This is a genomic window from Ensifer sp. LC384, assembly GCF_001695865.1.
Taxonomy (GTDB): domain Bacteria; phylum Pseudomonadota; class Alphaproteobacteria; order Rhizobiales; family Rhizobiaceae; genus Ensifer.
This window is the reverse complement of the sequence record NZ_MBST01000004.1, coordinates 36313-60330: the sequence shown is the minus strand read 5'-3', so window position 1 is coordinate 60330 and position 24018 is coordinate 36313. Positions and strand designations below refer to the sequence as shown.

Here is a 24018-nt window from a genome sequence, read left to right as displayed (position 1 = left end):
CGCCGGTGGTTTTTCCTCCGGCGGATCGGCGCGTCGCGTTTACCGTTCTGGAATAGAACGGGCATTGTCCCTATTGTCACAACCAAACGGTTCAAATCCAAGGGAGAAACTTAATGTCTGACACGCGCAAGCCCGGCCGCGGCCGCGTCTATTCCTCGATCACGGAAACGATCGGCGACACTCCCATCGTGCGGCTGGACAAGCTTGCCAAGGAGAAGGGCGTCAAGGCCAATCTTCTCGCCAAGCTCGAATTCTTCAACCCAATCGCCTCGGTCAAGGATCGTATCGGCGTTGCCATGATTGAAGCCCTGGAAGCGCAGGGCAAGATCGTACCCGGCCGCACCACGCTGGTCGAGCCGACCTCGGGCAACACGGGCATTGCGCTTGCCTTCGTCGCCGCTGCCAAGGGCTACAAGCTGATCCTCACCATGCCGGAAACCATGTCGGTCGAGCGCCGCAAGATGCTGGCGTTGCTCGGCGCCGAGCTGGTGCTGACCGAAGGCGCCAAGGGCATGAAGGGCGCCATCGCCAAGGCACAGGAACTGGTCGACACCCTGCCCGACGCGATCATTCCGCAGCAGTTCGAAAACCCGGCAAACCCGGAAATCCATCGCAAGACGACGGCCGAGGAAATCTGGAACGACACCGACGGCAGCGTCGACATTCTCGTCTCGGGCATCGGCACCGGCGGCACCATCACCGGCGCCGGCCAGGTGCTGAAGGCACGCAAGCCGTCGATCAAGGTGATCGCGGTCGAGCCGGAGGAATCGCCGGTGCTTTCGGGCGGAAACCCCGGCCCGCACAAGATCCAGGGCATCGGCGCCGGCTTCGCGCCCGCGATCCTCGACACCGGCATTTATGACGAGATCGTCACCGTCAACAGCGGCGAGTCCGTCGAGATCGCCCGGCTCGTCGCCAGGCTCGAAGGCGTGCCGGTCGGCATTTCCTCGGGTGCAGCGCTCACTGCCGCCATCGAGGTCGGCCAGCGACCGGAGAACGCCGGCAAGAACATCGTCGTCATCATTCCGTCCTTTGCCGAACGGTATCTTTCGACGGTTCTGTTCGAAGGTCTTGGTGCGTAAGTAGCCGCCACCTCCGCAAATTGCCGGAAGGGCGTCATTGGCGCCCTTCTGTTCTGCCCATCAATTAGCCAGACCCACTTCAGACGAGCGCTACGCGGCCGCCTGCAGGCGCTCGCCGGCGATGCGGTAGGAGATCGCTTCGGCGAGATGCAGCCGGCCGACGGTTGCGGCTCCGTCGAGATCGGCGAGCGTTCGCGCAACCTTCAGGACGCGGTGATAGCCGCGTGCTGAAAACTTCAGCTTCTCCGCAGCGTCGCGCAGCAATTGCAGCCCCGAAGCGTCGGGCTCGGCGATCCGCTCGATCATCGCCGTCGAGCAGCGGGCGTTGCTGGCCGGTTCGCGACTGCCGAGCGCCATAAAACGATCGATCTGCAATTCGCGGGCGCGGGCGACACGTCTTGCCACCGCAGCACTTGCCTCTGCTGCCATCGGCCGGATCAGGTCCGCGGCGCTGACGGCCGGCACGTCGATGCGCAGATCGATCCGGTCCATCAGCGGGCCGGAGATGCGGGCCTGGTAATCGGTCAGGCAGCGCGGGCCACGGGCGCAGCTGCGGCCGGGCTCGCCCGCCATGCCGCAGCGGCACGGGTTCATGGCCGCCACCAGCTGGATCGCGGCGGGATAGCTGACCCGGTGATTGGCACGGGCGATGATGCATTCGGCCGTTTCCAGCGGCTGACGCAGCGCATCGAGCACCTGTGGCGAGAACTCCGGAAACTCGTCGAGAAACAGGACGCCGTTATGGGCAAGCGATGCCTCGCCGGGTCTTGCCCGCACACCGCCGCCGATCATCGCCGCCATGGTGGCGGAATGATGCGGGGTGCGGAACGGCCGCCGGTCGGACAGCTTGCCGCCCGGCAGTTGCCCGGCGATCGAGTGGATCATTGAAACTTCGAGCAGCTCGGCCGGCGTCAACGGCGGCAGGATCGACGGCAGGCGCGCCGCCAGCATTGATTTGCCCGAGCCTGGCGGGCCGACCATCAGCAGATTGTGGTTGCCGGCGGCGGCGACTTCGAGCGCCCGCTTGGCACTTTCCTGCCCCTTGATATCGGCGAGATCAGGCAGATCGGCATCACCGGCACGAATGGCCGGTTCCGGCCGGGAGAGAACCTGCGTCCCTCTGAAATGATTGGCGATGGCGATCAGGCTGCGGGGTGCGAGAATATCGATCTCGGCACCGGCCCAGGCTGCCTCCGGCCCGCTTTCGGCCGGGCAGATCAGCCCCTTTCCGAGCGCGTTGGCGCCTATCGCCGCCGGCAGCGCGCCGGCGACAGCCGCGACCGTGCCGTCGAGATTGAGCTCGCCGATCACGACATAGCCGTTCAGCGCATCGCCGGGAATGGCGCCGAGCGCGGCCATCAAACCGAGGGCGATTGCCAGATCGAAATGGCTGCCTTCCTTCGGCAGATCCGCGGGCGCGAGATTGACGGTGACTTTCTTGGCCGGCAGCGCCAGGCCTGACGCATGAAGGGCGGCCTGCACACGCTCGCGGCTCTCGGCGACCGCCTTGTCAGGCAGGCCGACGATCTGCATGCCGACCCGTCCGGGCGCGACCATGACCTGGACGTCGACCGGGACACCCTCTATCCCCTGGAAAGCAACCGTACTGACACGCGCAACCATGACCGCCTCTTCGACCAGGGCGGCCCGCCGTGCCGCCGCAACCCCTCTCGGTTGCAGCGAAAAATCTTGCACGGATCACGCACAAAAACAAGAACAATAATAGAACATCGCCGTCGCAGGCGATCGGTTGCTATCAGTCTCCGGAGCCCGGCAACGGGAGAACCGGATCGCAACCCATCGCTGTGCCTCAGGCGCGCTTGCGCTCGATCGCGTCCCACAGCAGGCTGGCGACGTCGGCGCCGCCGAATTTCTTGACCTCGCGGATACCGGTCGGCGACGTCACATTGATCTCGGTCATGTAGTCGCCGATGACATCGATGCCGACGAAGAGGAAGCCGCGTTCCTTCAGCGCCGGGGCGATGCGGGCGCAGATTTCCTTCTCGCGCGCCGTCAGTTCGGTCGGCTCCGGCCGGCCGCCGGCATGCATGTTGGAGCGGGCGTCATCTTCGGCCGGCACGCGGTTGATGGCGCCGACCGGCTCGCCGTCGACGAGCAGGATGCGCTTGTCGCCCTTGCGCACCGCCGGCAAATATTCCTGCGCGATGAAGGGTTCGCGGAACATCTGGCCGAACATTTCAAGCAGCGACGACAGGTTGCGGTCGTCGCGCGTGGAGTGGAATACGCCGGCGCCGCCATTGCCGTAGAGCGGCTTCAGGATGATGTCGCCCATTTCCTCACGGAAACGCGCGATCTCGGCGGCATCGCGGGTAATCAGCGTCTTCGGCATCAGATCGGCAAATTCGGTGACGAAGATCTTTTCCGGCGAGTTGCGCACCCAGGCCGGGTCGTTGACCACCAACGTCTTCGGATGCAGGCGCTCGAGCAGATGCGTCGAGGTGATGTAGGCCATGTCGAAGGGCGGGTCCTGACGCAGCATGATCACGTCCATGGTCGAAAGATCCAGCCGCTCCGGCTCGCCGAGCGTGAAGTGATCGCCCTTGACGTCGCGCAGTGTCATCTGCTGCGCTGTCGCGAAAACCTTGCCGTCACGCAAGGACAGCTTCTCGGGCGTGTAGTGGAAGAGGCGATAGCCGCGTGTCTGCGCCTCGAGACTCATCGCGAAGGTGGAATCACCCGCGATGTTGATGCCCGAAACATGGTCCATCTGGACCCCGACATTGACGATTTTCGCCATCTTCCCGTCCCTGTTGGATCAGTTGATGATTTTGGGTCGATCGACCCAAAATCATGAACATGATCGATTTTAATACGTTCGAGCGGAATATGGGCGGAAAACCGCGCGCACTTTTCCTCATCCCGCTCTACTGCATGTTTCCTTAAATCCTATCCGATTTAAGGATAAAAACATGCAGCAATTCAAAGTGCTACGGCGACCTTTGCGCGTCTGGTAAGCCGCGCGGCGCTGTAGAAAAGCCCGCAACATGTAGAGTGCGGGCGCGCCTTAGGCAAGGAGAGGGGCCGGCCTATTCAAAACCCTCGACCGTGCAGGTGATGAGATCGTGGTCGGAGAGCGGACGACCGGTCGCGTCGAGCGATGGAATGATGCGGCTTTCGCCGATCTTCAGCCCGCGCGTGAGGAACCAGTCGAGCTTCATCGCCCGCTCCGGCCAGCGCGTGATCAGGCTTGGTCGGGTCGTCATCAGCTCGATCGGTCCGCCATGGCGGGTGAAGCCGCGCGCGGCACTCATGGCGAACAGCCCTTCCGCCTCGAAGTCACCGCCGGCATGGTTGCCGGTGTTGAGATCGCCGCCGATCAGAACAGGCATGGCCGGGAAGGCTTCATCGAGCGCATCGATGAGTTCCTTGACCTGGCGCTCGCGATAGGGCGCCGTCGTCGCGCTTTCGAGATGGGTGGAAACGGCGACGAAGGGCCCCGCTTCCGTCTCGATCAGGGCACCGATGGCAAAACGCTCGCCGACGCGCGGCTGGTCGCCGCCATCCATGAACCAGAGCCGCTCGCCCCAGAGGCGGATCATGAACGGCTGGCTGAGCGCTACTTTGGCCATCACGGCATTGCCGTGGAAGCCCTTCTCGTTGACATCGTCCTTGCAGAATTCCAGTTCCGTATCGGAGCCGAGGCCAAGCTCGATGAACTCGACGCCGTAGGCGTATTGCATCCGAAGCGTGGCTGCGACCTCGGCGGTCGGGTGGCGTTGGCCAGTGCGGGCCATGCCATTGTCCATTTCCGAAAGCAGCACGACCGGCGCGGCGGTTGCCGCCAGGTGCGTGGCGCTTTCCGGCGCAAACAGGCAGCGTTCCAGGTTCCAGGCGGCGACGGCAAACGGGAAGGCAAGCGGCTCGTTCGATGACGGCTCGCCGCCGATCTCGATGCTGTTCATCTCGGGAAGCGCCGCCATCACGGCGTCATGGGCAGCGATCGAACTTTCGATCGTCGTGAAACCGGCGCGGGTTTCCTGCGACGGCACGGAGAGGATGCTGACAGACTTTTCGATCATAGTGCCGGCTCCAGGCCGAGGGGGCGAGCGCTTTCATCAATAGTGGCGAAAGACGCGCCGCGCTCCAGTCGCTTGCCGTTCTCGGTCGAGAAGAAATGCAGGCGGTCGGTCGCGATCGTCACGGCGAGATCGCCGGACAAGGGGATTTCGGGAGAAAGCGCCACCGTCAGTGCCTGATCTTCGATGGTGCCGTGGACGAGGCGTTGCGCCCCGAGCTCCTCGACATAGTCGACCTGGAACAGCATCGCGTCCTCGCCGACGCCGGCAAGCCGCAGATCCTCGGCGCGCAGACCGACGGTAACCGGCCCTTCGACCGGAGCACGCTCGCCAAGCTCGATCATGTAGGTGCCGACATTGAGGCGCGTGCCATCGATGCGGCCCTTGATCAGGTTCATGGCCGGCGAGCCGATGAAGCTGGCAACAAAGGTGGAGGCCGGACGATGGTAGACATCGAGCGGGCGACCGATCTGCTCGATCCGGCCACCGTTCAGCACCACGAGCCGGTCGGCCAGCGTCATCGCCTCGAGCTGGTCGTGGGTGACGTAGAGCGATGTGGTGCCGAGGCGCTTCTGCAGCCGCTTGATCTCGCCGCGCATGGAGACGCGCAGCTTGGCGTCGAGGTTGGACAGCGGCTCGTCGAAGAGGAAGGCGGCCGGCTTGCGCACGATGGCGCGGCCCATGGCCACGCGCTGCCGCTGGCCACCGGAAAGCGCGCGCGGCTTGCGGTCGAGATAGGGCCCGATCTCCAGCATGCGCGCCGCTTCCGCGACGCGGGCGTCGATCTCGGCCTTCGGCGTCTTGCGGTTCTTCAGGCCGTAGGCGAGGTTCTGGTAGACCGTCATATGCGGATAGAGCGCATAGTTCTGGAAGACCATGGCGATATCGCGCTCGGCCGGGTCGACCTCGTTGATGATGCGCGGGCCGATCTTGACCGCGCCCTTCGAGATAGATTCGAGGCCGGCGACCATGCGCAGGAGCGTGGACTTGCCGCAGCCGGACGGGCCGACCAGCACGATGAATTCGCCGTCTTCGATATCGATCGAGACGGACTTCACCGCTTCGACATTGCCGGTATAGATTTTCGAGACCTCGGCGATGGTGATGGCCGCCATGGCTGCCTCCGTTGGTAAATTGCGTTTGAGGGAGCGGCGAAGACGGCTTCGCCTCTCCGTTGTCTACTTGTCGCTTTCCGTCAGGCCCTTGATGAACCAGCGCTGGAAGATCACCACGATCAGGACCGGCGGCAGCATGGCAAGGATCGCGAGCGCAAAGGCCTCATTGTAATCGGGGATGTTCGAGCCGACCCAGACGAGCAGGATCTGCTTGATGCCACGCACCAGCGTGAAGAAGCCTTCATCCGTGGTCATCAATGTCGGCCAGAGATACTGGTTCCAGCCATAGACGAACATGATGATGAAGATCGCCGCCATCATCGTGCGCGACAGTGGCACCAGCACGTCGATGAAGAACTTGAACGGGCCGGCGCCATCGATGCGCGCCGCCTCGAGCAGCTCGTCCGGCACAGACTTGAAGAACTGCCGGAAATAGAAAGTGCCCGTCGCCGACGCGAGCAGCGGCACGATCAGGCCGGTATAGGTGTTGGTCAGCTTCAGCGTGTTCATCACCTCGTAGGAGGGAAGAATGCGCACTTCGAGCGGCAAGAGCAGCGTCGTGAAGATGATCCAGAAGAAGAAGGTCGCGAGCCGGAAGCGGAAATAGACGATCGCGTAGGCGGCCAGCATCGACAGGATGATCTTGCCGAGCGCGAAGCCAAGGCCAAGGATCATCGAGTTCATCATCATGTTGAGGCCGGTGATCTTGCCGGTGAAACCGCCCTTGCGGGTGAGCACGGTCTCGTAGGTCTCGACGAAATGGCCGCCCCAGGTCAGGTTGAGGCCGTTGCGGTGGATATCCGCCGCCTCGTGCGTCGACGTCATGAACGCGACCACGACCGGCGCAACCATGATGAAGACGCCGATGAGAAGGATGACGTGGTCGAAAAACTTGGTGCGATACATCGGCCCCGCCTCAGTTGTAGTGCACGCGCCGCTCGATGAAGCGGAACTGGAAGATGGTGAGCACGAAGACGATGAGCATCAGGATGACCGACTGGGCCGAGGAGCCGCCGAGGTCGTTGCCGCGGAAACCATCCATGTAGACCTTGTAGACAAGGGTGATCGGATTGTTCGCCGCCTTGTCCTTCACCATGACGTCGATGACGCCGAAGGTGTCGAACAGCGCATAGGTGACGTTGATGATCAGCAGGAAGAAGGCGGTCGGCGCCAGAAGCGGCAGGATCACCGTCCAGAAACGGCGGAAGCCGGAGCGGCAATCGATCGCCGCCGCCTCGCGCACCGCCACCGGAATGCCCTGCAGGCCGGAGAGGAAAAAGATGAAATTGTAGGGGATCTGCTTCCAGACCGAGACGACGATCATCGAGAAAGCGGTATCGAAATAGTTGAGGCCAACCTTGATGTCCCAGCCGAACCAGCGCGCAAGCTCGACGATCGGGCCGATGTGCTGGTCGAAGAACATCATGCCGATGAGGCCGGCAACCGGTGGCGCGATCGCATAGACCCAGATGAGCAGCGTCTTGTAGGTGGCGTTGCCGCGGATGACGCCATCCGCCTTGACGGCGAGTAGCAGGCCGATCGACAGCGCAAAGAAGGTGACGAGCGTGGTGAAGATCGCCGTGAAGCGCGCGATGCCCAGATATTCGCCGGACTTCAGCACGTCGGTGTAGTTCGTCATACCGACGAAGGTCGAGCCGAAACCGAACGGGTCCTCGAGGTAGAAGGACGACTGGATCGCCTGGATCGACGGCCAGTAGAAGAACACGAAGATGATCGCCAGCTGTGGCGCCAGAAAGAGGTAAGGCAGGTAAGGCGAAGAGAACTGCACGCGCTTGGCCGCTTCTTCGCTGCCCTTCGCCTTGCCGCCAAACAGCCGGAGGGCGCCGAAGCGACGCCCGTCCGTTCCCGTCCCTCCCCGCGGCGCGGGGAGGAGTTCCGTTCCCGATGTCATCGAGATCAGCCGGCAGTCTTGGCGAAGCGGGCGAGCAGGTCGTTGCCTTCCTTCTCGATGGTGTCGAAGGCGTCCTTGACCGTCGTTTCACCGGAGAAGATGCGGCCGTATTCGCGCTCCATGATCTCGCGGATCTGCGGGTAGAAGCCGAGGCGGTAGCCCTTCGACCAGTCGCCGGCCGGCAGCATCAGCTGCTTGATGCCGACTTCTGCCACCGGCTTTTCCTTGTAGTAGCCGTCCTTCTGGGCAAGCTCGTAGGCTGCCTTGGTGATCGCCACGTAGCCGGTTGCCTTGTGGTAGAAATACTGGATCTCGGGCGAGGTCAGGAACTGGAAGAAGTCGGCGACGCACTTGTTTTCCTCGTCCGACTTGCCCGACATGGCAAACAGTGCCGCGCCGCCGATGAAGGAGTTGGTGCCGGCACCTTCGATCGCGTTCCAATAGGGCAGGAAGGTTGCCGAGAACGGCATCTGCGCCGTCTTCTGCAGGCCGCCGAACGAACCGGACGAACCGATCCAGAATGCAGCCTTGCCTTCTTCGAAGACCTTCTGGTTGTCGTTCCAGCCGGCGCCGTAGAAGGCGAAGTAGCCTTCGTCCTTCCAGGCCTTGAGCTTGTCGAACATCATGACCAGGTTCGGGTCGGTGACCTTCAGCTTCGTGTCGGCAACGCTGTCATAGCCGTTATTGTTGGTCGCGAACTGGATGTTGTTGCGCGAGAAGAAGTTTTCCGTGAACTGCCAGGTGAGCTGCGACTGGGCAAGCGGAATGTAACCGGCGGCCTTCAGCTTCGGGGCTGCGGCCTCGAACTCTTCCCAGGTCTTCGGCGCTTCGACGCCGGCCTTCTTCAGGGCTTCGTCGTTGATGTACATGATCGGGGCCGACGAGTTGAACGGCATGCCGACGAACTTGCCTTCGCTATCGGCGTAGAAATAACGCACGCCGTCGATGAAGGCGTTGCGGTCGAAGCTGTGGCCGGCCTTGATGATCAGGTCTTCGGCGGGAACGACGGCGCCCTTGGCGTTGATGATGGTCGCTGCACCGGCGTCGAAGACCTGCAGGATGTTCGGCTGCTCGCCCGAACGGAAGGCGGCGATGCCGGAAGCGAGCGCTTCCTCATAGGTGCCCTTCGAAACCGGGGTCAGCGCGCAGGCGCTCTGGGCTTCGTTGAACTTCTGCGAGATCTCGTTGATGACTTCGCCATTGCGGCCGGCCATGCCGTGCCACCAGGTAATATTGGTTGCGGCAAGCGACGAGGTTGCCGAAAATGCAAGGGTGAAAGCTGCGAGTGAAATTTTCTTGAACATGACTGGTCCTCTCCACCGGGTTGCGGATGGCAGTGGACTAGTGGCCTTCCATGACAGGCCGGTAACGCTTTTATGTCGGGATGATTACAAATCGTCGAATATGATCGACGCGGATGCGGGCGGAAAACCGCGCACACTTTCCTCATCCCGCGTCCGTATTCAGAACGCGTCGGCCAAGTGGCGCGGCCAGCCCCAGGGTGTCACGGTGATAATGTCGTAACGCACGGAAAGCCTGGCGAAATCGGGCTGACGCCCGAGCCAGAGATCGCTTGCCGCGCGGATGCGGCGTTGGGCCGTTCCGGTGACGGCGAAGACGCCGTCGTCGGCAGAACGCCGGGCCTTGACCTCGACGCAGGCGATGAGATCGCCCCGGCGCGCGATGATGTCGATTTCGCCCAGCCTGGTGCGATGGCGCATCGCGACGATCCGGTAGCCCTTCAACATCAGGCAAAGTGCTGCGCGATACTCGGCAAACCGCCCGCGCCTCTCAGCCTTGAGCTTGCGCCGATCGGGCCCGTCAGTCGCCATGGCGATCCTTGAGCTCGAGCAGACGGTCGTAGAGCTCCTTGCGCGGAAGACCGGTCTGGCGGGCGGCTTCGGTCGCTGCCTTGCCGGTCGACATATCGGCGATGAGCCGGGTCAGCAGCGCATCGACGTCTGCTGCTTCCGGCTCCGGCGGCGCGTCCGGCGGGCCGATGACGAAAACAATCTCGCCCTTGACCGCGCCGCACCCCTCGTAGAACGCCTTGAGCTCGCCGAGCGTGCCGCGGCGAAACTCTTCAAAGGTCTTGGTCAGTTCGCGGCAGACCGCCGCCTTCCTGTTTTCGCCAAGCACCGCTGCGGCAGCCGCGACGGTGGCGGCGATCCGATGCGGCGATTCGAAAAAGAGCAGCGTCGAGGGCACCGTCGCCAGCTCTTGCAGCCGGTCACGCTTGGCCTTGTCCTTGGTCGGCAGGAAGCCGGCGAAGAGAAAGGCGTCGTTTGGAAGGCCGGAACCGACCAGCGCGGCAAGCGGGGCGGAAGCACCGGGAATCGGCACGACGCGATAGCCGGCCTCGATCGCCAGCTGTGCCAGGCGGTAACCGGGATCGGAAACCAGCGGCGTACCGGCATCGGAGACGAGTGCCACCGACTTGCCCTCGCCAAGCGCTGCCAGCAGCCGTGGGCCGACCTCGTCGGCATTATGCTCGTGGTAGGCATAGGGGCGATTGACGATGCCATAGCGGTCGAGCAGCACGCGTGTGACGCGCGTGTCCTCGCAGGCGAGCACGTCCGCGCCGGCAAGCGTTTCCAGCGCGCGCAGGGTGATGTCGCCGAGATTGCCGATCGGCGTCGCCACGAGATAGAGCGCGACGTCGAGCGGACGCGCGGGAATGCTGGCATTGTGCAGGCGGTAGCTGCGCTGCTTCTGCCCGTCCGTGGCCTCCGACGTCTTATGTTTTTCCAACTGCAGCTTCCTGATGGCAATGCCGGCGCACCGGTTTTAGCCTTTATGAGTGAGCCGACATGGCAGGGCAAGGGCGTCAAGCGGCCGGCCCGCGTGTCATCTGGGGACAGCGCCAGTCAAACCCCTTGCTTTTCAGGCGCTGTTTCTGCCATTTTGCCGGTCCACATCCTTCCGGTCGGTTGGCCGGGACACTCGCAGTTGACGCTGCGGCGGGAGCCTCGCCCGCCGGGCAACGGTTGAAAGCGGTAGCATCCCATGCGCATTACTCTCGAGCGGTCCAATCTTCTGAAGTCGCTGAACCACGTGCATCGCGTGGTCGAACGGCGAAACACGATCCCGATCCTCTCGAACGTTCTTTTGCGCTCCGACGGTGCGAGCCTCGAAATGAAGGCGACCGACCTCGACCTCGAGATCACCGAGGCGACGCCGGCGCAAGTGGAACAGGCCGGCGCGACCACGGTTCCGGCACACCTGCTCTACGACATCGTGCGCAAGCTTCCCGACGGCTCGGAAGTGCTGCTGGCGACCAACGCCGAAGGCACGGCGATGACGGTCGCCTCCGGCCGGTCGAAATTCTCGCTGCAGTGCCTGCCGCAATCCGACTTCCCCGACCTGACGGCCGGCAGCTTCTCGCACACCTTCCGCCTCAAGGCGACCGACCTGAAGATGCTGATCGACCGGACGCAATTCGCGATCTCGACCGAGGAAACCCGCTACTACCTCAACGGCATCTTCGTGCACACGGTCGAGAGCAAGGGCGACCTGAAGCTGCGCGCCGTGGCAACCGACGGCCACCGCCTTGCGCGCGCCGACGTCGAAGCGCCGTCCGGCTCCGAGGGCATGCCGGGCATCATCATCCCGCGCAAGACCGTCAGCGAATTGCAGAAGCTGCTCGACAATCCCGATCTCGTCGTCACGCTCGAAGTATCGGACGCAAAAATCCGCCTGACAATCGGCTCGATCGTGATGACCTCGAAGCTGATCGACGGCACCTTCCCGGATTACCAGCGCGTCATCCCGGCCAACAACGACAAGGAGCTGCGCGTCGATTGCCAGTCCTTCGCCCAGGCCGTCGACCGCGTTTCGACGATTTCCTCCGAACGCGGGCGCGCCGTGAAGTTGGCACTGACCGACGGCCAGATGACGCTGACGGTCAACAACCCGGATTCGGGCAGCGCCACGGAAGAGCTGCCGGTCGGCTACGATCACGACCCGCTCGAAATCGGCTTCAACGCAAAATACCTGCTCGACATCACCTCGCAGCTGACCGGAACCGACGCCATCTTCATGCTGGCGGACCCGGGTTCGCCGACGCTGGTGCGCGATCTGGCGGCCGAAGACGCGCTCTACGTGCTGATGCCGATGCGGGTTTAGTCGCCCGTGCCGCAATGAAAATGCGACCCGTCACGCCGCGCGTGGCGGGTTTTTTGTTTGTGCTGATATTCGCGTGCTGTTGATAAGACGACGCCTTTAGGCGCAGACAGACTTGTTTTTGCCGCAGATGAGAGCACATTATATCCGCAATGTCCGCGCCCCGCTCGAATCAGCGAGACCGGACGATCCGTATGAGAGGACGACGGTTTTGAGGGGTTCAATGAATTTGCGCGTGAAGGTGAAGGAACGGCTTGGCCGGAAATTCGACGAGGAGATCCGTTTCTTCAAAGGGTGGATGAGCAATGCGAAGGCGGTCGGGGCAATCTTGCCGACGTCGTCCGTCACCGCCCGCCGCATGGCGAGCGTCATCAATCCCCATTCCGGACTGCCGGTTCTTGAACTCGGCCCTGGAACCGGCGTCATCACCAAGGCGATCCTGGAGCGTGGTATCGCGCCGGAGGATCTGGTGTCCGTCGAGTACTCCACCGACTTCTACCAGCAGCTCAAGGCGAACTTTGCCGACGTCAACTTCATCAATGGCGACGCGTTCGATCTCGAGCAGACGCTTGGTGCGATGAAGGACCGGACCTTCGACAGCGTCGTCTCCGCCGTGCCGTTGCTCAATTTCCCAATGCACCGTCGCGTCGAGCTGATCGAGGATCTCTTGTCTCGCATCCCGGTCGGTCGCCCCGTCGTGCAGATTTCCTATGGCCCGCTGTCTCCGGTCGTTGCCATGCCCGACCGCTACAGCATCCAGCATCTCGACTTCGTCGTGCGCAACATTCCCCCGGCGCAGCTCTGGGTCTATCGCAAAGCGCACTGACGGAGCGCGCCAGTGCTCGGCCTCTATATCACGCACCCGCAGGTGCAGGTCGATCCGGCAGTTCCGGTACCGAAATGGGGACTGTCGGAGATCGGACGCGCACGCGCGGAAGCGACGGCGCTGCAGCCTTGGGTTCGAACGCTCGGGCGGATCGTTTCGAGCGACGAGACCAAGGCGACCGAAACCGCGAGCCTTCTGGCCGCGGCTGCCGGCGTCGTTGTCGAAACCGACGACACGACGGGCGAAAACGACCGCTCGGCCACCGGCTTCCTGCCGCCTCCGGAATTCGAGAAGGCGGCGGACTGGTTCTTTGCCAATCCGACAGAAAGCTTCAACGGCTGGGAGCGCGCCGTCGACGCGCAGGCCCGCATCTCGGCTGCCGTCTTTCGCATCCTTGACGAACACGACCCAAAAGTTCCCATCGCATTCGTCGGCCATGGTGGCGTCGGCACCCTGCTGAAGTGCAGGCTGGGCGGCACCGCCATCAGCCGCAGCGCCGACCAGAAGGGCGGCGGCGGCGGCAATCTCTTCGCGTTCCGCCTTGCGGATCGCGCCCTCACATGCGACTGGACCCCGATGGAATTCTGGCAGGGGTGACCGCGACATGACCAAAACCGCACGCGACCGACTGATCGTCGGCCTGGATCTTCCGACAATCGCAGAGGCCGAAAAGATCGTCACCACGCTCGGTGACGACGTGGCTTTCTACAAGATCGGCTACCAGCTGGTGTTTGCCGGCGGCCTCGAGTTCGCGCGCGATCTGGCGGCAGGCGGCAAGAAGGTCTTCCTCGACATGAAGCTGCTCGACATCGACAACACGGTGGCCAAGGGCGTCGAGAACATCGTGAAGATGGGCATGTCGATGCTGACATTGCACGCCTACCCCAAAGCGATGAAGGCAGCCGTCGAAGCAGCCAGGGGATCGGACCTCTGCCTGCTCGGCGTCACCGTGCTGACCTCAATGGACGAGCAGGACGTGATCGACGCCGGCTACGAATACGACCCGCACACGCTGGTGCTGCGACGGGCCGAACAGGCCCGTGCTGCCGGCATGGGCGGCATCGTCTGCTCGGCGGAAGAATCCTCGGCGGTGCGCAAGATCATCGGCCCTAACATGGCGCTGGTGACCCCGGGCATCCGCCCGGCCGGCGCCGAGAAGGGCGACCAGAAGCGCGTCATGACGCCCGCCGATGCATTGAAGGCCGGATCGAGCCATCTCGTCGTCGCGCGCCCAATCGTCGCAGCCAGCGACCCGCTTGTCGCCGCTCGCGGCATTCTCAAGGAGATGAACGACGCGCTTTCGCGCTGATCGTGACACCCGCGTGCAACAGGTCGGCGTTGAGCACCATACATCGCCGCCGGTTGCCACCGTTGTGCTTGACCTCGGTCGGAATTTGCCGGAAGTAACACTCCCGTCTGCTTTTATTGCCTGAAGACGAGGAGGTCAGCATGGCCAAAGGATACTGGATCGCACGGGTCGATGTGCGGGACCTGGAACGCTACAAGGACTACGTGGCGGCCGCAAAGCCGGCGTTCGAGAAATACGGCGCCAATTTCCTGGCACGCGGCGGTGAGTTCGAGCGTCTGGAAGGTGCCGTTCGCGCCCGAAACGTCATCATCGAGTTTCCCTCGCTGCAGGCCGCCGTCGACTGTTATAATTCCCCCGAGTACCAGATTGCCGCCGCGATCCGCCAGCAGGTGGCAGACGCCGAGATGGTGGTCGTCGAGGGCATCTGACACGCGGAACACTGCCAAGCTGCGGCGCCGCCGCCGGCCGCGAGGATTGGCCTTCACCTCTCGCGGCTGTTGGGCTATGTAGCAACCAATTCGTCCAAATGAGATCAGGAGTGCGTTTCCCATGACCTTGTCCAACCTTCCGCCGCTGGTGACGATTTTCGGCGGATCCGGGTTCGTCGGCCGTCATGTCGTGCGCGCGCTTGCCAAGCGTGGCTATCGCATCCGCGTCGCCGTTCGCCGCCCGGACCTTGCAGGCCACCTGCAGCCGCTCGGCAATGTCGGCCAGATCTCTTTCGTCCAGGCCAACCTGCGCTATCGCAAGTCGGTCGACCGCGCCGTCGAAGGCTCCGACCACGTCATCAACTGCGTCGGCGTGCTGTTCGAGAGCGGCCGCAACACCTTTGACGCCGTGCAGGATTTCGGCGCCCGGGCGGTTGCGGAAGCCGCCCGCAATGTCGGCGCAAAGCTGACGCACATCTCGGCGATCGGCGCGGACGCCAAGTCGGAATCGAGCTATGCCCGCACCAAGGGCCGGGCGGAAGCCGCGATCCTCGAAACGCTGCCGGATGCGATCATCCTGCGCCCGTCGATCATCTTCGGACCCGAAGACGGCTTCTTCAACAAGTTCGCCAGCATGGCCCGGTTCGCACCGGCGCTGCCGCTGATCGGCGGCGGCAACACCAAGTTCCAGCCGGTCTATGTCACCGATGTCGCCGAGGCTGTTGCCCGCTCGGTCGATGGCCAGCTGTCGGCCGGCACGATCTACGAGCTCGGCGGGCCTGAAGTGCTCACCTTCCGCCAATGTCTTGAGATCATGCTCAAGACGATCGATCGCAAGCGCTCGCTGGTATCGGTGCCCTTCGGCCTCGCCTCGCTGATGGGCAGCATCGCGTCGATGATCCCCTTCATCACGCCGCCGGTGACGGCCGATCAGGTAGTGTTGCTGAAATCCGACAATATCGTCTCGACCAAGGCCGAATCCGAAGACCGGACGCTTCGCGGCATCGGCATCACTCCGACGATGCTGGAATCGATCCTGTCGACCTATCTCGTGCGCTATCGCCCGCGGGGCCAGTATACGCGCGGCGGTCGCGCCGCCTAAGGCAGCGTCCCACGACGCCTTCTTTGACCGCCGCCGGCCTTGCCGGCGGCTTTTTTGCTGTGTCGTTCAGGCAACAGCGTTGCAGTTCTGCCGCAGTCACAAAAGCGAATGGCATTTACCGCAGATTCAACATGTCCTGATATTGATCAAGACATATCCAACGCATAAAAACCGCCCCGCGCCCCGATCGCAAGAAAGTCTCGGCGGCGACAGCATCACTCTCGAAAGGCATGGCGTCCATGGGCAAGTCGATCGCAATCTTTTTTGCGTGTGCGGCACTGATCATTCTGGCTGGCTCATTCGTCGCGCCGAACACGGTCGCGAGCAGCCGCAAGGGCTGCACGCCCGCCTATGGTGTCGACCCGTGCACGACGGCGTCGATCGACCTTTCCGGCAAGTAAGCCGGCGCCCTTGGGGCGATAGATCTCAAGTTTTTGGCGGGGGCCAGGGACCGCGTGCGTTTCATCTGAAACGCACGCGGTTTTGTTTTTACAGCGCCGCGCGTCTATTTAGACGCGCAAAGGTCGCTGTAACACTTTGAGTTGCTGCATAATTTTGTCCTTAAATCGATTCCGATTTAAGGAATTATGCAGTGAAGTAGCGACCCTCAGCCAAGCATCCAGAGACCGACGAGGCCGGCGGTGCCGACGACGATGCGCCAGATGGCAAAAGGCGTGAAGCCGCGGCGCGAGACGAAGTCCAGCAGCGAGCGGACGACGAAGATGCCGGCGACGAACGCCGCGATGAAGCCAACGGCGATCACGGTGAAATCGTCGAACGACAGCGCATCACGGTTCTTGTAGAGGTCGAGCGTGAACGCGCCGAGCATCGTCGGCATGGCGAGGAAGAACGAGAATTCCGCCGCCGACCGCTTGTCCGTTCCCATCAGCAGAGCGCCGGCAATCGTCGCGCCGGAGCGGGACGTACCCGGAATCATCGCCAGGCACTGGAACAGGCCGATCTTCAGCGCCAGCGACGGCGGATAGTCCATGACGTCGGTGTAGCGCGGCGTCAGCGGCAGGCGATCGATCGCCAGAAGGATGAGGCCGCCGATGATCAGCACGACACAGATCAGGATCGGCGTTTCGAACAGCACGGTCTTGATGAAGTCATGGGCGATGGCGCCGATGACGGCGGCCGGCAGGAAGGCGAACAGCACCGAGACGACGAAGCGGCGAGCCTTGACGCTCGTCGGCAGCGCCAGCGCGATCGACAGAAGCCTTTGGAAATAGACGAGCAGGATCGCCAGGATGGCACCGAGCTGTATCAGAACCGCAAAAGTGTTGCCCGGCGATCTGAAGCCGAGGAAATGCCCGGCGAGGAGAACATGCGCCGTCGACGATACGGGTATGAATTCCGTCAGCCCCTCGATGAGGCCGAGGACGAGCGCGCTGATGATCGATTGATCCGCCATATATAAGATTTTCCTGACAAGTTTTGGAGTGGGAGGAAAAGGCTGATTCGCTTGTGTTTGCCACCACAAGTTCCTATAGCTTTTTCTGATGAGCCGTGGCCAGACGCATGCGCCGCCACGCTGACGTCCCCTGAAAAAAGACCATAAGAAGCCAGATCATCGATGCCGACACTGTACCATCACCCCATGTCCTCCGCTTCGCGGTTCGTGCGCCTTATCCTTTCGGAATACGGCTACCAGACGGAATTGACCGAGGAACAGCCGTGGGAAAACCGGCGAGACTTTCTGGCGCTGAATCCGGCCGGGACGCTACCGGTCTATGTTGACGACAGTATGAGGGCGCTCTGTGGCGCCACGATCATCTCGGAATATCTCGACGAGACGAACGGCATCATGAAACGAGATCGGCGGCTTCTGGCCGAGGATCCGTTCCAGCGCGCCGAAATCCGTCGCCTGGCCGAATGGTTCCTGCACAAGATGGAAGCCGACGTGACGCGGCCGCTGGTGCGCGAGCGTATCTTCAAGCTGCAGATGACGCCCGACCAGGGCGGCGGCGCACCGGATAGCAAGGTGCTGCGCACGTCGCGCGCCAATATCCGTCAGCACATGAAGTACCTGTCGTGGCTTGCCGGCTCGCGCCCCTGGCTTGCCGGCGACCGGATTTCCTATGCCGATCTCGCCGCGGCCGCGACCGTGTCCGTGCTAGACTATCTCGGCGAGATCGACTGGTCGGATGCCCCGAGCGCCAAGGAGTGGTACCAGCGGCTGAAGTCCCGCCCCTCCTTCCGCCCGCTGCTCTCCGAACGCGTGCGTGGCGTGACCCCGGTTCCGCACTATGCGGATCTTGACTTCTGAGGACTGAGACCGTGCCCGGCATTGCTGCCAAGGCTGACAATGGGGATCGACGGCGGCTGAAGCTGACCGAGTTCCTGAAGGCCGAGGCGGCTGACAAGGGCTTCGATCTCTGTCGCATCACAAGGCCGGATGCCATTCCCGAGGCGCCGGCCCGGCTCCAGGATTTTCTCGACGAAGGCTTCCACGGCACGATGGAATGGCTCGCCGAGACCGCCGCGCGCCGCGCCGATCCGCGGGTGCTGTGGAGCGAAGTGCGCTCCGTCGTCATGTTCGCGATGAACTATGGGCCGGACGATGACCCGCGCGCGATTCTCGCAAAGGCTGATCGCGGCGCGATCTCTGTCTATGCCCAGAACCGCGATTATCACAACATCATCAAGGGCAAGCTCAAGGAAGTTGCGACCCGATTTGCCGCCCGCGCCGGCGAGGACGTCAAGGTCTTCGTCGATACGGCCCCGGTCATGGAAAAGCCGCTGGCGGAAAAGGCCGGGCTCGGCTGGCAGGGCAAGCACACCAATCTGGTCAGCCGCGAATTCGGCTCCTGGGTGTTTCTCGGAAGCCTGTTTACCACGGCCGACCTCGTCGTTGACAAGCCGGAGCGCGATCACTGCGGTTCCTGCCGCGCCTGCCTCGATGCCTGCCCGACCGGCGCGTTTCCGGCGCCCTACCAGATCGACGCACGGCGCTGCATCTCCTACCTGACGATCGAACACAAGGGGCCGATCGACCCGGAACTCAGGCCGCTGATCGGCAACCGCATCTATGGCTGCGACGACTGTCTTGCCGCCTGTCCCTGGAACAAGTTCGCGCGGGCCGCCTCTGAAATGAAGCTGAAAGCGCGCGATGACCTGAAGGCGCCAGCGCTCGACAGTTTGCTCGAACTTGATGACCCGGCTTTCCGTGGCCTGTTTTCGGGCTCGCCGGTCAAGCGCATCGGCCGCGATCGCTTTGTGAGGAACGTGCTGATCGCCGCTGGCAATTCCGGCGACCCGGCGCTCGTGCCCGCAGTCAAGGCACGCATTGATGACGCCTCGCCGGTGGTGCGGGCGATGGCGGTCTGGGCGCTGTCGCGATTGGTCGCGCCGGCGGCGCTTGCGGAATTTGCCGAACAATGCGAGCCAGAGACGGACGAAGACGTCCTGAACGAATGGCAAATGGCGGGAGTGAGCCGATGCATGTCCTGATCCTTGGCGCCGGTTACTCCGGCATGGCAATCGCGCGGGCAATGGCTCCGAAGGCGACAAGCGTTGTCGGCACCACCCGTACCGAGGAGAAGGCGGCGAAGCTCGAAAAGGTCGGCATCCGCCCGATCCTTTTCGACGGCGAAACGATCTCCGACGCGCTCGTTGCTGCGCTTGGTCAGGCAACGCACCTGATTCAGTCGATCGCGCCCGGTCGCGACGGCGATCCGATGTTCCGCACCTCGAGCCCGGATCTCGCTCGGCTCGCACCGAATCTCAAGTGGATCGGCTATCTCTCGACTGTCGGCGTCTATGGCGACCATGGTGGAGAATGGGTCACTGAAGACATGCTGCGCAAGCCGGTCTCGGCCCGTTCGGTCGAGCGGGTGGAGGCCGAAGACGCCTGGATCGCCTTCGGCGCCAGGCAGAACGTTCCGGTCGCCGTGCTCCGGCTCGCCGGCATCTACGGGCCGGGCCGCAACGCCTTCTGCAATCTCGCCAACGGCACCGCCCGGCGCCTGATCAAGCCGGGGCAGGTGTTCAACCGCATCCGCGTCGAGGACATCGGCGCGGCGGCCCTTTTCCTCGCCGACAAGGGTCTAGCCGGGGTATTCAACATCACCGACAACGAGCCGGCGCCGCCGCAGGACATCGTTGCCGAGGCCGCACGGTTGATGGGCGTCGAGCCGCCGCCCGAAACGCCGTTCGAAACCGCCGAGCTTTCGCCGATGGCCCGTTCCTTCTATGGCGAGAACAAACGCGTCTCGAATGCACGCATGCGGGAAACCGGCTTCGAATTCGCCTATCCCGACTATCGCGTTTCGCTTGCGCAAATGTGGCAGGCGGACAGCTGGCGCGGAGAATGAACAATTGCTGCGCGAACCGGTCAACATATCCCGCTCGCAATGGAACAAACCCGATAGCATGATCGTTAGTAATGGCGATCTCACGGGCCGCTGAATTGTGACCCTCCTGAGATATTCATTCTATACTCTGCGAATTGAATGCAACCACAGCGGTAGTAGCGTGTTTTGAACCATCCGGATTCCGGACATTTCGTTCAATTCGAAATTTTTAATGATTTTTTTCGTTAAGCCATATCTCGGCTCGCGTGCGTGCCGCGGTTCACGTTCAACCGCTGATTCCAAAGAACTTCCTGGTCTCGCTTAAACTATTTCAAACAATCTTCGATTTTTAATTTTCGTCCTTTTTTAACAATTCCTAATAGAACGTAAATGGTTGAAGCACGTTTTCGCCATTTTTCGCCCCAATTAGCGATCTTCGACAGAATTAACCAAGAGCTCCAGCCCAAGGGCTCTAACCGGGGGTCGCCAGTTTGACGCCAGCGAAAATCAAGACTGTTGCCGCGGCAGCGCTGTTCACCGCCGGGATCGGCCTCGTTTCCGTTTCCGATAGCCAGGCAGCAGGCGCCGGCTGCGGCGGCGCGTCCTGGTATGCGCTGACCTCCAAGACGGCTTCCGGCGAACGCATGAACGCCGCCCGCCTCACCGCCGCCCACCGCAGTCTGAAATTCGGCACCAAGGTGCAGGTGGTCAACAAGCGCAACGGCAAGACCGTCGTTGTTCGCATCAACGATCGTGGTCCGTTCATCCGCGGCCGCGTACTCGACCTTTCCAAGGCAGCCGCCTCGCAGATCGGCATGGTCAGTTCCGGCACCGCCAGCATCTGTTATCGCGTCGTCAATTCTTGATCGCAGTTTACTTCCGTCCGGCATTCATTCCCGGCGGTTCTGCTTTGAGAAATACTGTTCCCCGCGTTTAATCCCGGCCAGCGTCTTGCTCTTCGATGCCATCGCCGCTACCACGGCGAAAAAGGAGTAGATCGAAGATGCGATTGGGCGGCAGGCTCGCAGGAGCCATCGAAGTTCTTGAGGATATCGAGAAGCGGAAGCGCCCGGTCGCCGACGCACTCAAGGACTGGGGCCTTTCCCATCGGTTCGCCGGTTCGGGCGATCGGTCGGCGATCGGCAACATCGTCTATGACGCGCTTCGCATGAAGCTCTCCCACGCCTATCTGATGGACAGCGACAGCGCCACCGCGCTTGGCCATGCCGTGATGTACCGCCAGTGGGGGTTTTCGCCCAAAACGCTGGCCGCCGAACTCGATGGCGACAAGTTCGCCCCCGAGATGCCGTCTGCCGAAATGGCGCAGGCTTTCGCGACACGCCGGCTCGAGGACGCCGCTGCCCACATCCAGGGCGACATTCCCGAGTGGGTCCAGGCATCCTTCGAAGAAAACTTCTCCGAGGATTGGCTCGACGAAGCCAAGGCACTCGCCGGGCGTCCCACGCTCGACCTGCGTGCCAACACGCTCAAGGCAACACGCGCCAAGGTTCTGAAGGCACTGGAGCGCAGCGGCGCCGAGCCGGCGACGATCGCGCGCAACGGCATCCGCATTCCAGCCGGCGAAGGCGCCTCGCGTCTGCCGAACGTCACCGCCGAACTTTCGTTCCAGAAAGGCTGGTTCGAAGTTCAGGACGAGGGATCGCAGATCGTTGCCGATCTCGCCTTCCCGCAGGAAGGCGAACAGGTGCTCGACTATTGCGCCGGCGGCGGCGGCAAGACGCTCGCCATGTCGGCAGCCATGAACAACAAGGGTCAGGTGCACGCCTACGACACCGACCGCAAGCGCCTGGCGCCGATCATCGAACGGCTGAAGCGCGCGGGAACGCGCAATGTCCAGGTGCACGAATCCGCCGACAGCCTGGCGCCGCTTGCCGGCCGCTTCGACCGAGTTCTCGTCGATGCGCCCTGCACCGGCACCGGAACCTGGCGTCGTCGCCCCGATACCAAGTGGCGGCTGAACCAGAAGAACCTCGAGGAGCGCATCTCCCAGCAGGAAGAGGCGCTGGCGAGCGCCGCACAGTTCGTGCGGCCGGGCGGACACCTGATCTATGTCACCTGCTCGGTCCTTCCCGAGGAGAACGAAGCGCAGGTTTACGGCTTCTGCGAGGACAATCCGGAGTTCGAGATCCTGTCGGCCGCCGACATCTGGGCCGGGCTGTTCGGCACAGACAAGCCGCAGCCGTGGTCTGCCGACATGAAGACGGTGACGCTGACGCCTGCCTCGACCGGTACGGACGGCTTCTTCTTCTGCCTCATGCAGCGCAGGGCCTGAACGCCTCGCCGGCGGCTTCGGCACATCGTCAAACCGCCGGCATCAGATTGAAAACGTTCTAAACTATACACTTTGACACCAGTTTACTTTTGGTTCATGACAAGTCGGCTCCGGCGGGTCTGCGGGGGATTTCCGACGACCCTTGCCGAGCGATGACGCCGTCCCGCGGTGTCCGTTCCGGTCCCGCCGGGAAAAGAACAGGAGAGGGTCATGACCAAGAATTTCATCCGCGCCGCGGCGCTGGCGCTCATGACGGCAACGTCGGCGCTGGCCCTGCAGCCGGCCCAGGCGGCCACCGATGCAGCCGCCGTGGTAAAGCACTACACCGTCGTTGCGCACGCCAAGTTCGAAGATGCGCTGATCACCGCAGAGGCGCTCGACAAGGCGATCGACGCGCTGATCGCCACCCCCAGCGAAGCAACGCTGAAGGCGGCGCGCGAGGCGTGGCTCAAGGCCCGCAACCCCTATCAGGAAACGGAAGTCTACCGCTTCGGCAACGCCATCGTTGACGAGTGGGAAGGCAAGGTCAACGCCTGGCCGCTGGACGAAGGCCTGATCGATTATGTTGATCCGAGCTACGGCAGCGAGAGCGACGAAAACGGCCTCTTCACCGCCAACGTGATCGCCAACAAGACGATCAAGATCGACGGCAAGGATGTCGACGCCACCAACATCACGCCTGAACTGCTGGCGGGTACCCTTCAGGAAGCTGGCGGCGTCGAGGCGAACGTCGCCACCGGATATCACGCCATCGAATTCCTGCTCTGGGGCCAGGACCTGAACGGCACCGGCCCGGGTGCCGGCAAACGCCCCTACACGGACTTCGACGCCAAGGCCTGCACCGGCGGCAATTGCGACCGCCGTGCCGCCTATCTGAAGGCTGCTTCCGAGCTGCTCGTCTCGGACCTGAAAGAAATGGCCGCCAATTGGACGCCGGATGGCGCGGCGAGCAAGGCCGTGGAAGCCGATCCGAAAGCTGGCCTCACCGCCATCCTGACCGGGATGGGGTCGCTCTCCTACGGCGAACTGGCCGGCGAGCGCATGAAGCTCGGCATCCTGCTGCATGATCCGGAGGAAGAGCACGATTGCTTCTCCGACAACACCCACAACTCGCACCTGCACGACGCCATCGGCATCCAGTCGGCCTATACCGGCGAATATACCCGCGTCGACGGCACCAAGCTGACCGGCGCCTCGCTTTCGGAACTCGTTGCCGCCAAGGACGCGGCACTCGACAAGGAAATGACCAAGGATCTGGCCACCACGGTCGAGAAGATGCAGGCCATGGCCAAGCGCGCCGAAACCGTCGAGGCCTACGACCAAATGATCGGCGAAGGCAATGCCGAGGGCAATGCCACGGTTCAAGCCGCCATTGATGGCCTCGTTGCCCAGGCCAAGACCGTACAACGCGTCATTGCATCGCTCGATCTTGGAACAATTGAGCTTGAAGGTTCCGACAGCTTGGATAATCCTAACGCTGTGTTCCAATGAGTTGAA

The 24018-nt window shown here is 62.7% G+C and carries 24 protein-coding genes; 14 read left to right on the top strand and 10 right to left on the bottom strand.

Annotated elements, in window-relative coordinates; all coding sequences use genetic code 11:
* The first annotated feature begins 113 nt into the window (after positions 1–113).
* Entirely contained in the window at positions 114–1082 is a 969-nt protein-coding gene (cysK, locus tag BC363_RS05520; RefSeq protein WP_065783208.1) for a cysteine synthase A, read from the top strand.
* Positions 1083–1172: 90 nt separating this feature from the next.
* Here cysK and BC363_RS05515 read toward each other — a convergent pair whose 3' ends face one another.
* The 9 genes from BC363_RS05515 to rsmI all read right to left on the bottom strand — a co-directional run bounded on the left by BC363_RS05515 (position 1173) and on the right by rsmI (position 10897).
* Complete coding sequence (locus BC363_RS05515) at positions 1173–2705, bottom strand: YifB family Mg chelatase-like AAA ATPase (RefSeq protein ID WP_065783207.1); 1533 nt, start codon at positions 2703–2705, stop codon at positions 1173–1175.
* 187 nt (positions 2706–2892) lie between these two features.
* Positions 2893–3840, bottom strand: coding sequence for a glutathione synthase (gene gshB, locus BC363_RS05510; RefSeq protein ID WP_065783206.1), 948 nt, complete (start codon positions 3838–3840; stop codon positions 2893–2895).
* A gap of 289 nt (positions 3841–4129) precedes the next feature.
* Positions 4130–5122 carry an endonuclease gene (locus BC363_RS05505; RefSeq protein ID WP_065783205.1) on the bottom strand — a complete coding sequence of 331 codons (993 nt, stop codon included), beginning with the start codon at positions 5120–5122 and terminating at the stop codon, positions 4130–4132.
* Positions 5119–6234: a sn-glycerol-3-phosphate ABC transporter ATP-binding protein UgpC gene (gene ugpC / locus BC363_RS05500; RefSeq protein WP_065783204.1), complete on the bottom strand. Its 1116-nt coding sequence runs from the start codon at positions 6232–6234 to the stop codon at positions 5119–5121. The genes BC363_RS05505 and ugpC overlap by 4 nt, the downstream gene beginning before the upstream one ends.
* A 63-nt stretch (positions 6235–6297) precedes the next feature.
* Positions 6298–7140: a sn-glycerol-3-phosphate ABC transporter permease UgpE gene (gene ugpE, locus BC363_RS05495; RefSeq protein WP_065783203.1), complete on the bottom strand. Its 843-nt coding sequence runs from the start codon at positions 7138–7140 to the stop codon at positions 6298–6300.
* 10 nt (positions 7141–7150) lie between these two features.
* Positions 7151–8146 (bottom strand): ABC transporter permease subunit, encoded by a 996-nt coding sequence (locus BC363_RS05490; protein WP_141690228.1) that lies wholly within the window; start codon positions 8144–8146, stop codon positions 7151–7153.
* A 5-nt stretch (positions 8147–8151) separates the two neighbouring features.
* Positions 8152–9450 (bottom strand): extracellular solute-binding protein, encoded by a 1299-nt coding sequence (locus BC363_RS05485; protein WP_065783202.1) that lies wholly within the window; start codon positions 9448–9450, stop codon positions 8152–8154.
* A gap of 159 nt (positions 9451–9609) precedes the next feature.
* A complete protein-coding gene (locus BC363_RS05480) occupies positions 9610–9978 on the bottom strand; it encodes a YraN family protein (protein ID WP_065783201.1) in 369 nt (122 codons plus the stop codon).
* Complete coding sequence (gene rsmI, locus BC363_RS05475) at positions 9968–10897, bottom strand: 16S rRNA (cytidine(1402)-2'-O)-methyltransferase (RefSeq protein WP_065783200.1); 930 nt, start codon at positions 10895–10897, stop codon at positions 9968–9970. Before rsmI ends, BC363_RS05480 begins: the two co-directional genes overlap by 11 nt.
* A gap of 255 nt (positions 10898–11152) precedes the next feature.
* Between rsmI and dnaN the strand changes: the two genes are divergently transcribed.
* From dnaN to BC363_RS35330, 7 genes are all read left to right on the top strand, one after another.
* Positions 11153–12271 carry a DNA polymerase III subunit beta gene (dnaN, locus tag BC363_RS05470; protein WP_065783199.1) on the top strand — a complete coding sequence of 373 codons (1119 nt, stop codon included), beginning with the start codon at positions 11153–11155 and terminating at the stop codon, positions 12269–12271.
* Between the two features lie 220 nt (positions 12272–12491).
* A complete protein-coding gene (gene pmtA, locus BC363_RS05465; protein WP_065783198.1) occupies positions 12492–13094 on the top strand; it encodes a phospholipid N-methyltransferase PmtA in 603 nt (200 codons plus the stop codon).
* 12 nt (positions 13095–13106) lie between these two features.
* Positions 13107–13691 (top strand): histidine phosphatase family protein, encoded by a 585-nt coding sequence (locus tag BC363_RS05460; RefSeq protein WP_065783197.1) that lies wholly within the window; start codon positions 13107–13109, stop codon positions 13689–13691.
* Positions 13692–13698: 7 nt separating this feature from the next.
* Positions 13699–14403, top strand: coding sequence for an orotidine-5'-phosphate decarboxylase (gene pyrF / locus BC363_RS05455; RefSeq protein WP_065783196.1), 705 nt, complete (start codon positions 13699–13701; stop codon positions 14401–14403).
* 140 nt (positions 14404–14543) lie between these two features.
* Complete coding sequence (locus BC363_RS05450; protein WP_065783195.1) at positions 14544–14831, top strand: DUF1330 domain-containing protein; 288 nt, start codon at positions 14544–14546, stop codon at positions 14829–14831.
* A 121-nt stretch (positions 14832–14952) separates the two neighbouring features.
* Positions 14953–15933: a complex I NDUFA9 subunit family protein gene (locus tag BC363_RS05445; RefSeq protein ID WP_065783194.1), complete on the top strand. Its 981-nt coding sequence runs from the start codon at positions 14953–14955 to the stop codon at positions 15931–15933.
* A 239-nt stretch (positions 15934–16172) separates the two neighbouring features.
* Complete coding sequence (locus BC363_RS35330; protein ID WP_115418676.1) at positions 16173–16334, top strand: hypothetical protein; 162 nt, start codon at positions 16173–16175, stop codon at positions 16332–16334.
* Between the two features lie 206 nt (positions 16335–16540).
* On the opposite strand, the gene BC363_RS05440 is transcribed toward BC363_RS35330, so the two are convergent.
* Positions 16541–17347 carry an undecaprenyl-diphosphate phosphatase gene (locus BC363_RS05440; protein ID WP_065783193.1) on the bottom strand — a complete coding sequence of 269 codons (807 nt, stop codon included), beginning with the start codon at positions 17345–17347 and terminating at the stop codon, positions 16541–16543.
* A gap of 162 nt (positions 17348–17509) precedes the next feature.
* Here BC363_RS05440 and BC363_RS05435 point away from each other — a divergent pair, with 162 nt between their 5' ends.
* From BC363_RS05435 to BC363_RS05410, 6 genes are all read left to right on the top strand, one after another.
* The gene (locus BC363_RS05435) at positions 17510–18202 is read left to right on the top strand and encodes a glutathione S-transferase family protein (RefSeq protein ID WP_065783192.1); all 693 of its coding nucleotides are present in this window, start codon (positions 17510–17512) and stop codon (positions 18200–18202) included.
* Between the two features lie 11 nt (positions 18203–18213).
* The gene (queG, locus tag BC363_RS05430) at positions 18214–19386 is read left to right on the top strand and encodes a tRNA epoxyqueuosine(34) reductase QueG (protein ID WP_065783191.1); all 1173 of its coding nucleotides are present in this window, start codon (positions 18214–18216) and stop codon (positions 19384–19386) included.
* Positions 19374–20249 (top strand): SDR family oxidoreductase, encoded by an 876-nt coding sequence (locus tag BC363_RS05425; protein WP_065783190.1) that lies wholly within the window; start codon positions 19374–19376, stop codon positions 20247–20249. The genes queG and BC363_RS05425 overlap by 13 nt, the downstream gene beginning before the upstream one ends.
* Positions 20250–20719: 470 nt before the next feature.
* Positions 20720–21094 carry a septal ring lytic transglycosylase RlpA family protein gene (locus tag BC363_RS05420; protein WP_065783189.1) on the top strand — a complete coding sequence of 125 codons (375 nt, stop codon included), beginning with the start codon at positions 20720–20722 and terminating at the stop codon, positions 21092–21094.
* Positions 21095–21231: 137 nt separating this feature from the next.
* Positions 21232–22521, top strand: a complete 1290-nt coding sequence (locus BC363_RS05415) for an RsmB/NOP family class I SAM-dependent RNA methyltransferase (RefSeq protein WP_065783188.1) — start codon at positions 21232–21234, stop codon at positions 22519–22521.
* 210 nt (positions 22522–22731) lie between these two features.
* Positions 22732–24012, top strand: coding sequence for an imelysin family protein (locus BC363_RS05410; protein ID WP_065783187.1), 1281 nt, complete (start codon positions 22732–22734; stop codon positions 24010–24012).
* The last annotated feature ends 6 nt before the right edge of the window (positions 24013–24018 follow it).

Bases quoted from the DNA above. Each gene is read 5' to 3' on its own strand.
- BC363_RS05485 (WP_065783202.1), bottom strand. From the start codon at position 9,450: ATGTTCAAGAAAATTTCACTCGCAGCTTTCACCCTTGCATTTTCGGCA.
- BC363_RS05440 (WP_065783193.1), bottom strand. From the start codon at position 17,347: ATGGCGGATCAATCGATCATCAGCGCGCTCGTCCTCGGCCTCATCGAG.
- BC363_RS05425 (WP_065783190.1), top strand. From the start codon at position 19,374: ATGCATGTCCTGATCCTTGGCGCCGGTTACTCCGGCATGGCAATCGCG.
- ugpE (WP_065783203.1), bottom strand. From the start codon at position 7,140: ATGTATCGCACCAAGTTTTTCGACCACGTCATCCTTCTCATCGGCGTC.
- dnaN (WP_065783199.1), top strand. From the start codon at position 11,153: ATGCGCATTACTCTCGAGCGGTCCAATCTTCTGAAGTCGCTGAACCAC.
- pmtA (WP_065783198.1), top strand. From the start codon at position 12,492: ATGAATTTGCGCGTGAAGGTGAAGGAACGGCTTGGCCGGAAATTCGAC.
- gshB (WP_065783206.1), bottom strand. From the start codon at position 3,840: ATGGCGAAAATCGTCAATGTCGGGGTCCAGATGGACCATGTTTCGGGC.
- BC363_RS05515 (WP_065783207.1), bottom strand. From the start codon at position 2,705: ATGGTTGCGCGTGTCAGTACGGTTGCTTTCCAGGGGATAGAGGGTGTC.
- BC363_RS05480 (WP_065783201.1), bottom strand. From the start codon at position 9,978: ATGGCGACTGACGGGCCCGATCGGCGCAAGCTCAAGGCTGAGAGGCGC.
- BC363_RS05445 (WP_065783194.1), top strand. From the start codon at position 14,953: ATGACCTTGTCCAACCTTCCGCCGCTGGTGACGATTTTCGGCGGATCC.
- BC363_RS05450 (WP_065783195.1), top strand. From the start codon at position 14,544: ATGGCCAAAGGATACTGGATCGCACGGGTCGATGTGCGGGACCTGGAA.
- pyrF (WP_065783196.1), top strand. From the start codon at position 13,699: ATGACCAAAACCGCACGCGACCGACTGATCGTCGGCCTGGATCTTCCG.
- BC363_RS05415 (WP_065783188.1), top strand. From the start codon at position 21,232: ATGCGATTGGGCGGCAGGCTCGCAGGAGCCATCGAAGTTCTTGAGGAT.
- BC363_RS05490 (WP_141690228.1), bottom strand. From the start codon at position 8,146: ATGACATCGGGAACGGAACTCCTCCCCGCGCCGCGGGGAGGGACGGGA.
- BC363_RS05435 (WP_065783192.1), top strand. From the start codon at position 17,510: ATGCCGACACTGTACCATCACCCCATGTCCTCCGCTTCGCGGTTCGTG.
- BC363_RS05505 (WP_065783205.1), bottom strand. From the start codon at position 5,122: ATGATCGAAAAGTCTGTCAGCATCCTCTCCGTGCCGTCGCAGGAAACC.
- ugpC (WP_065783204.1), bottom strand. From the start codon at position 6,234: ATGGCGGCCATCACCATCGCCGAGGTCTCGAAAATCTATACCGGCAAT.
- BC363_RS35330 (WP_115418676.1), top strand. From the start codon at position 16,173: ATGGGCAAGTCGATCGCAATCTTTTTTGCGTGTGCGGCACTGATCATT.
- cysK (WP_065783208.1), top strand. From the start codon at position 114: ATGTCTGACACGCGCAAGCCCGGCCGCGGCCGCGTCTATTCCTCGATC.
- BC363_RS05410 (WP_065783187.1), top strand. From the start codon at position 22,732: ATGACCAAGAATTTCATCCGCGCCGCGGCGCTGGCGCTCATGACGGCA.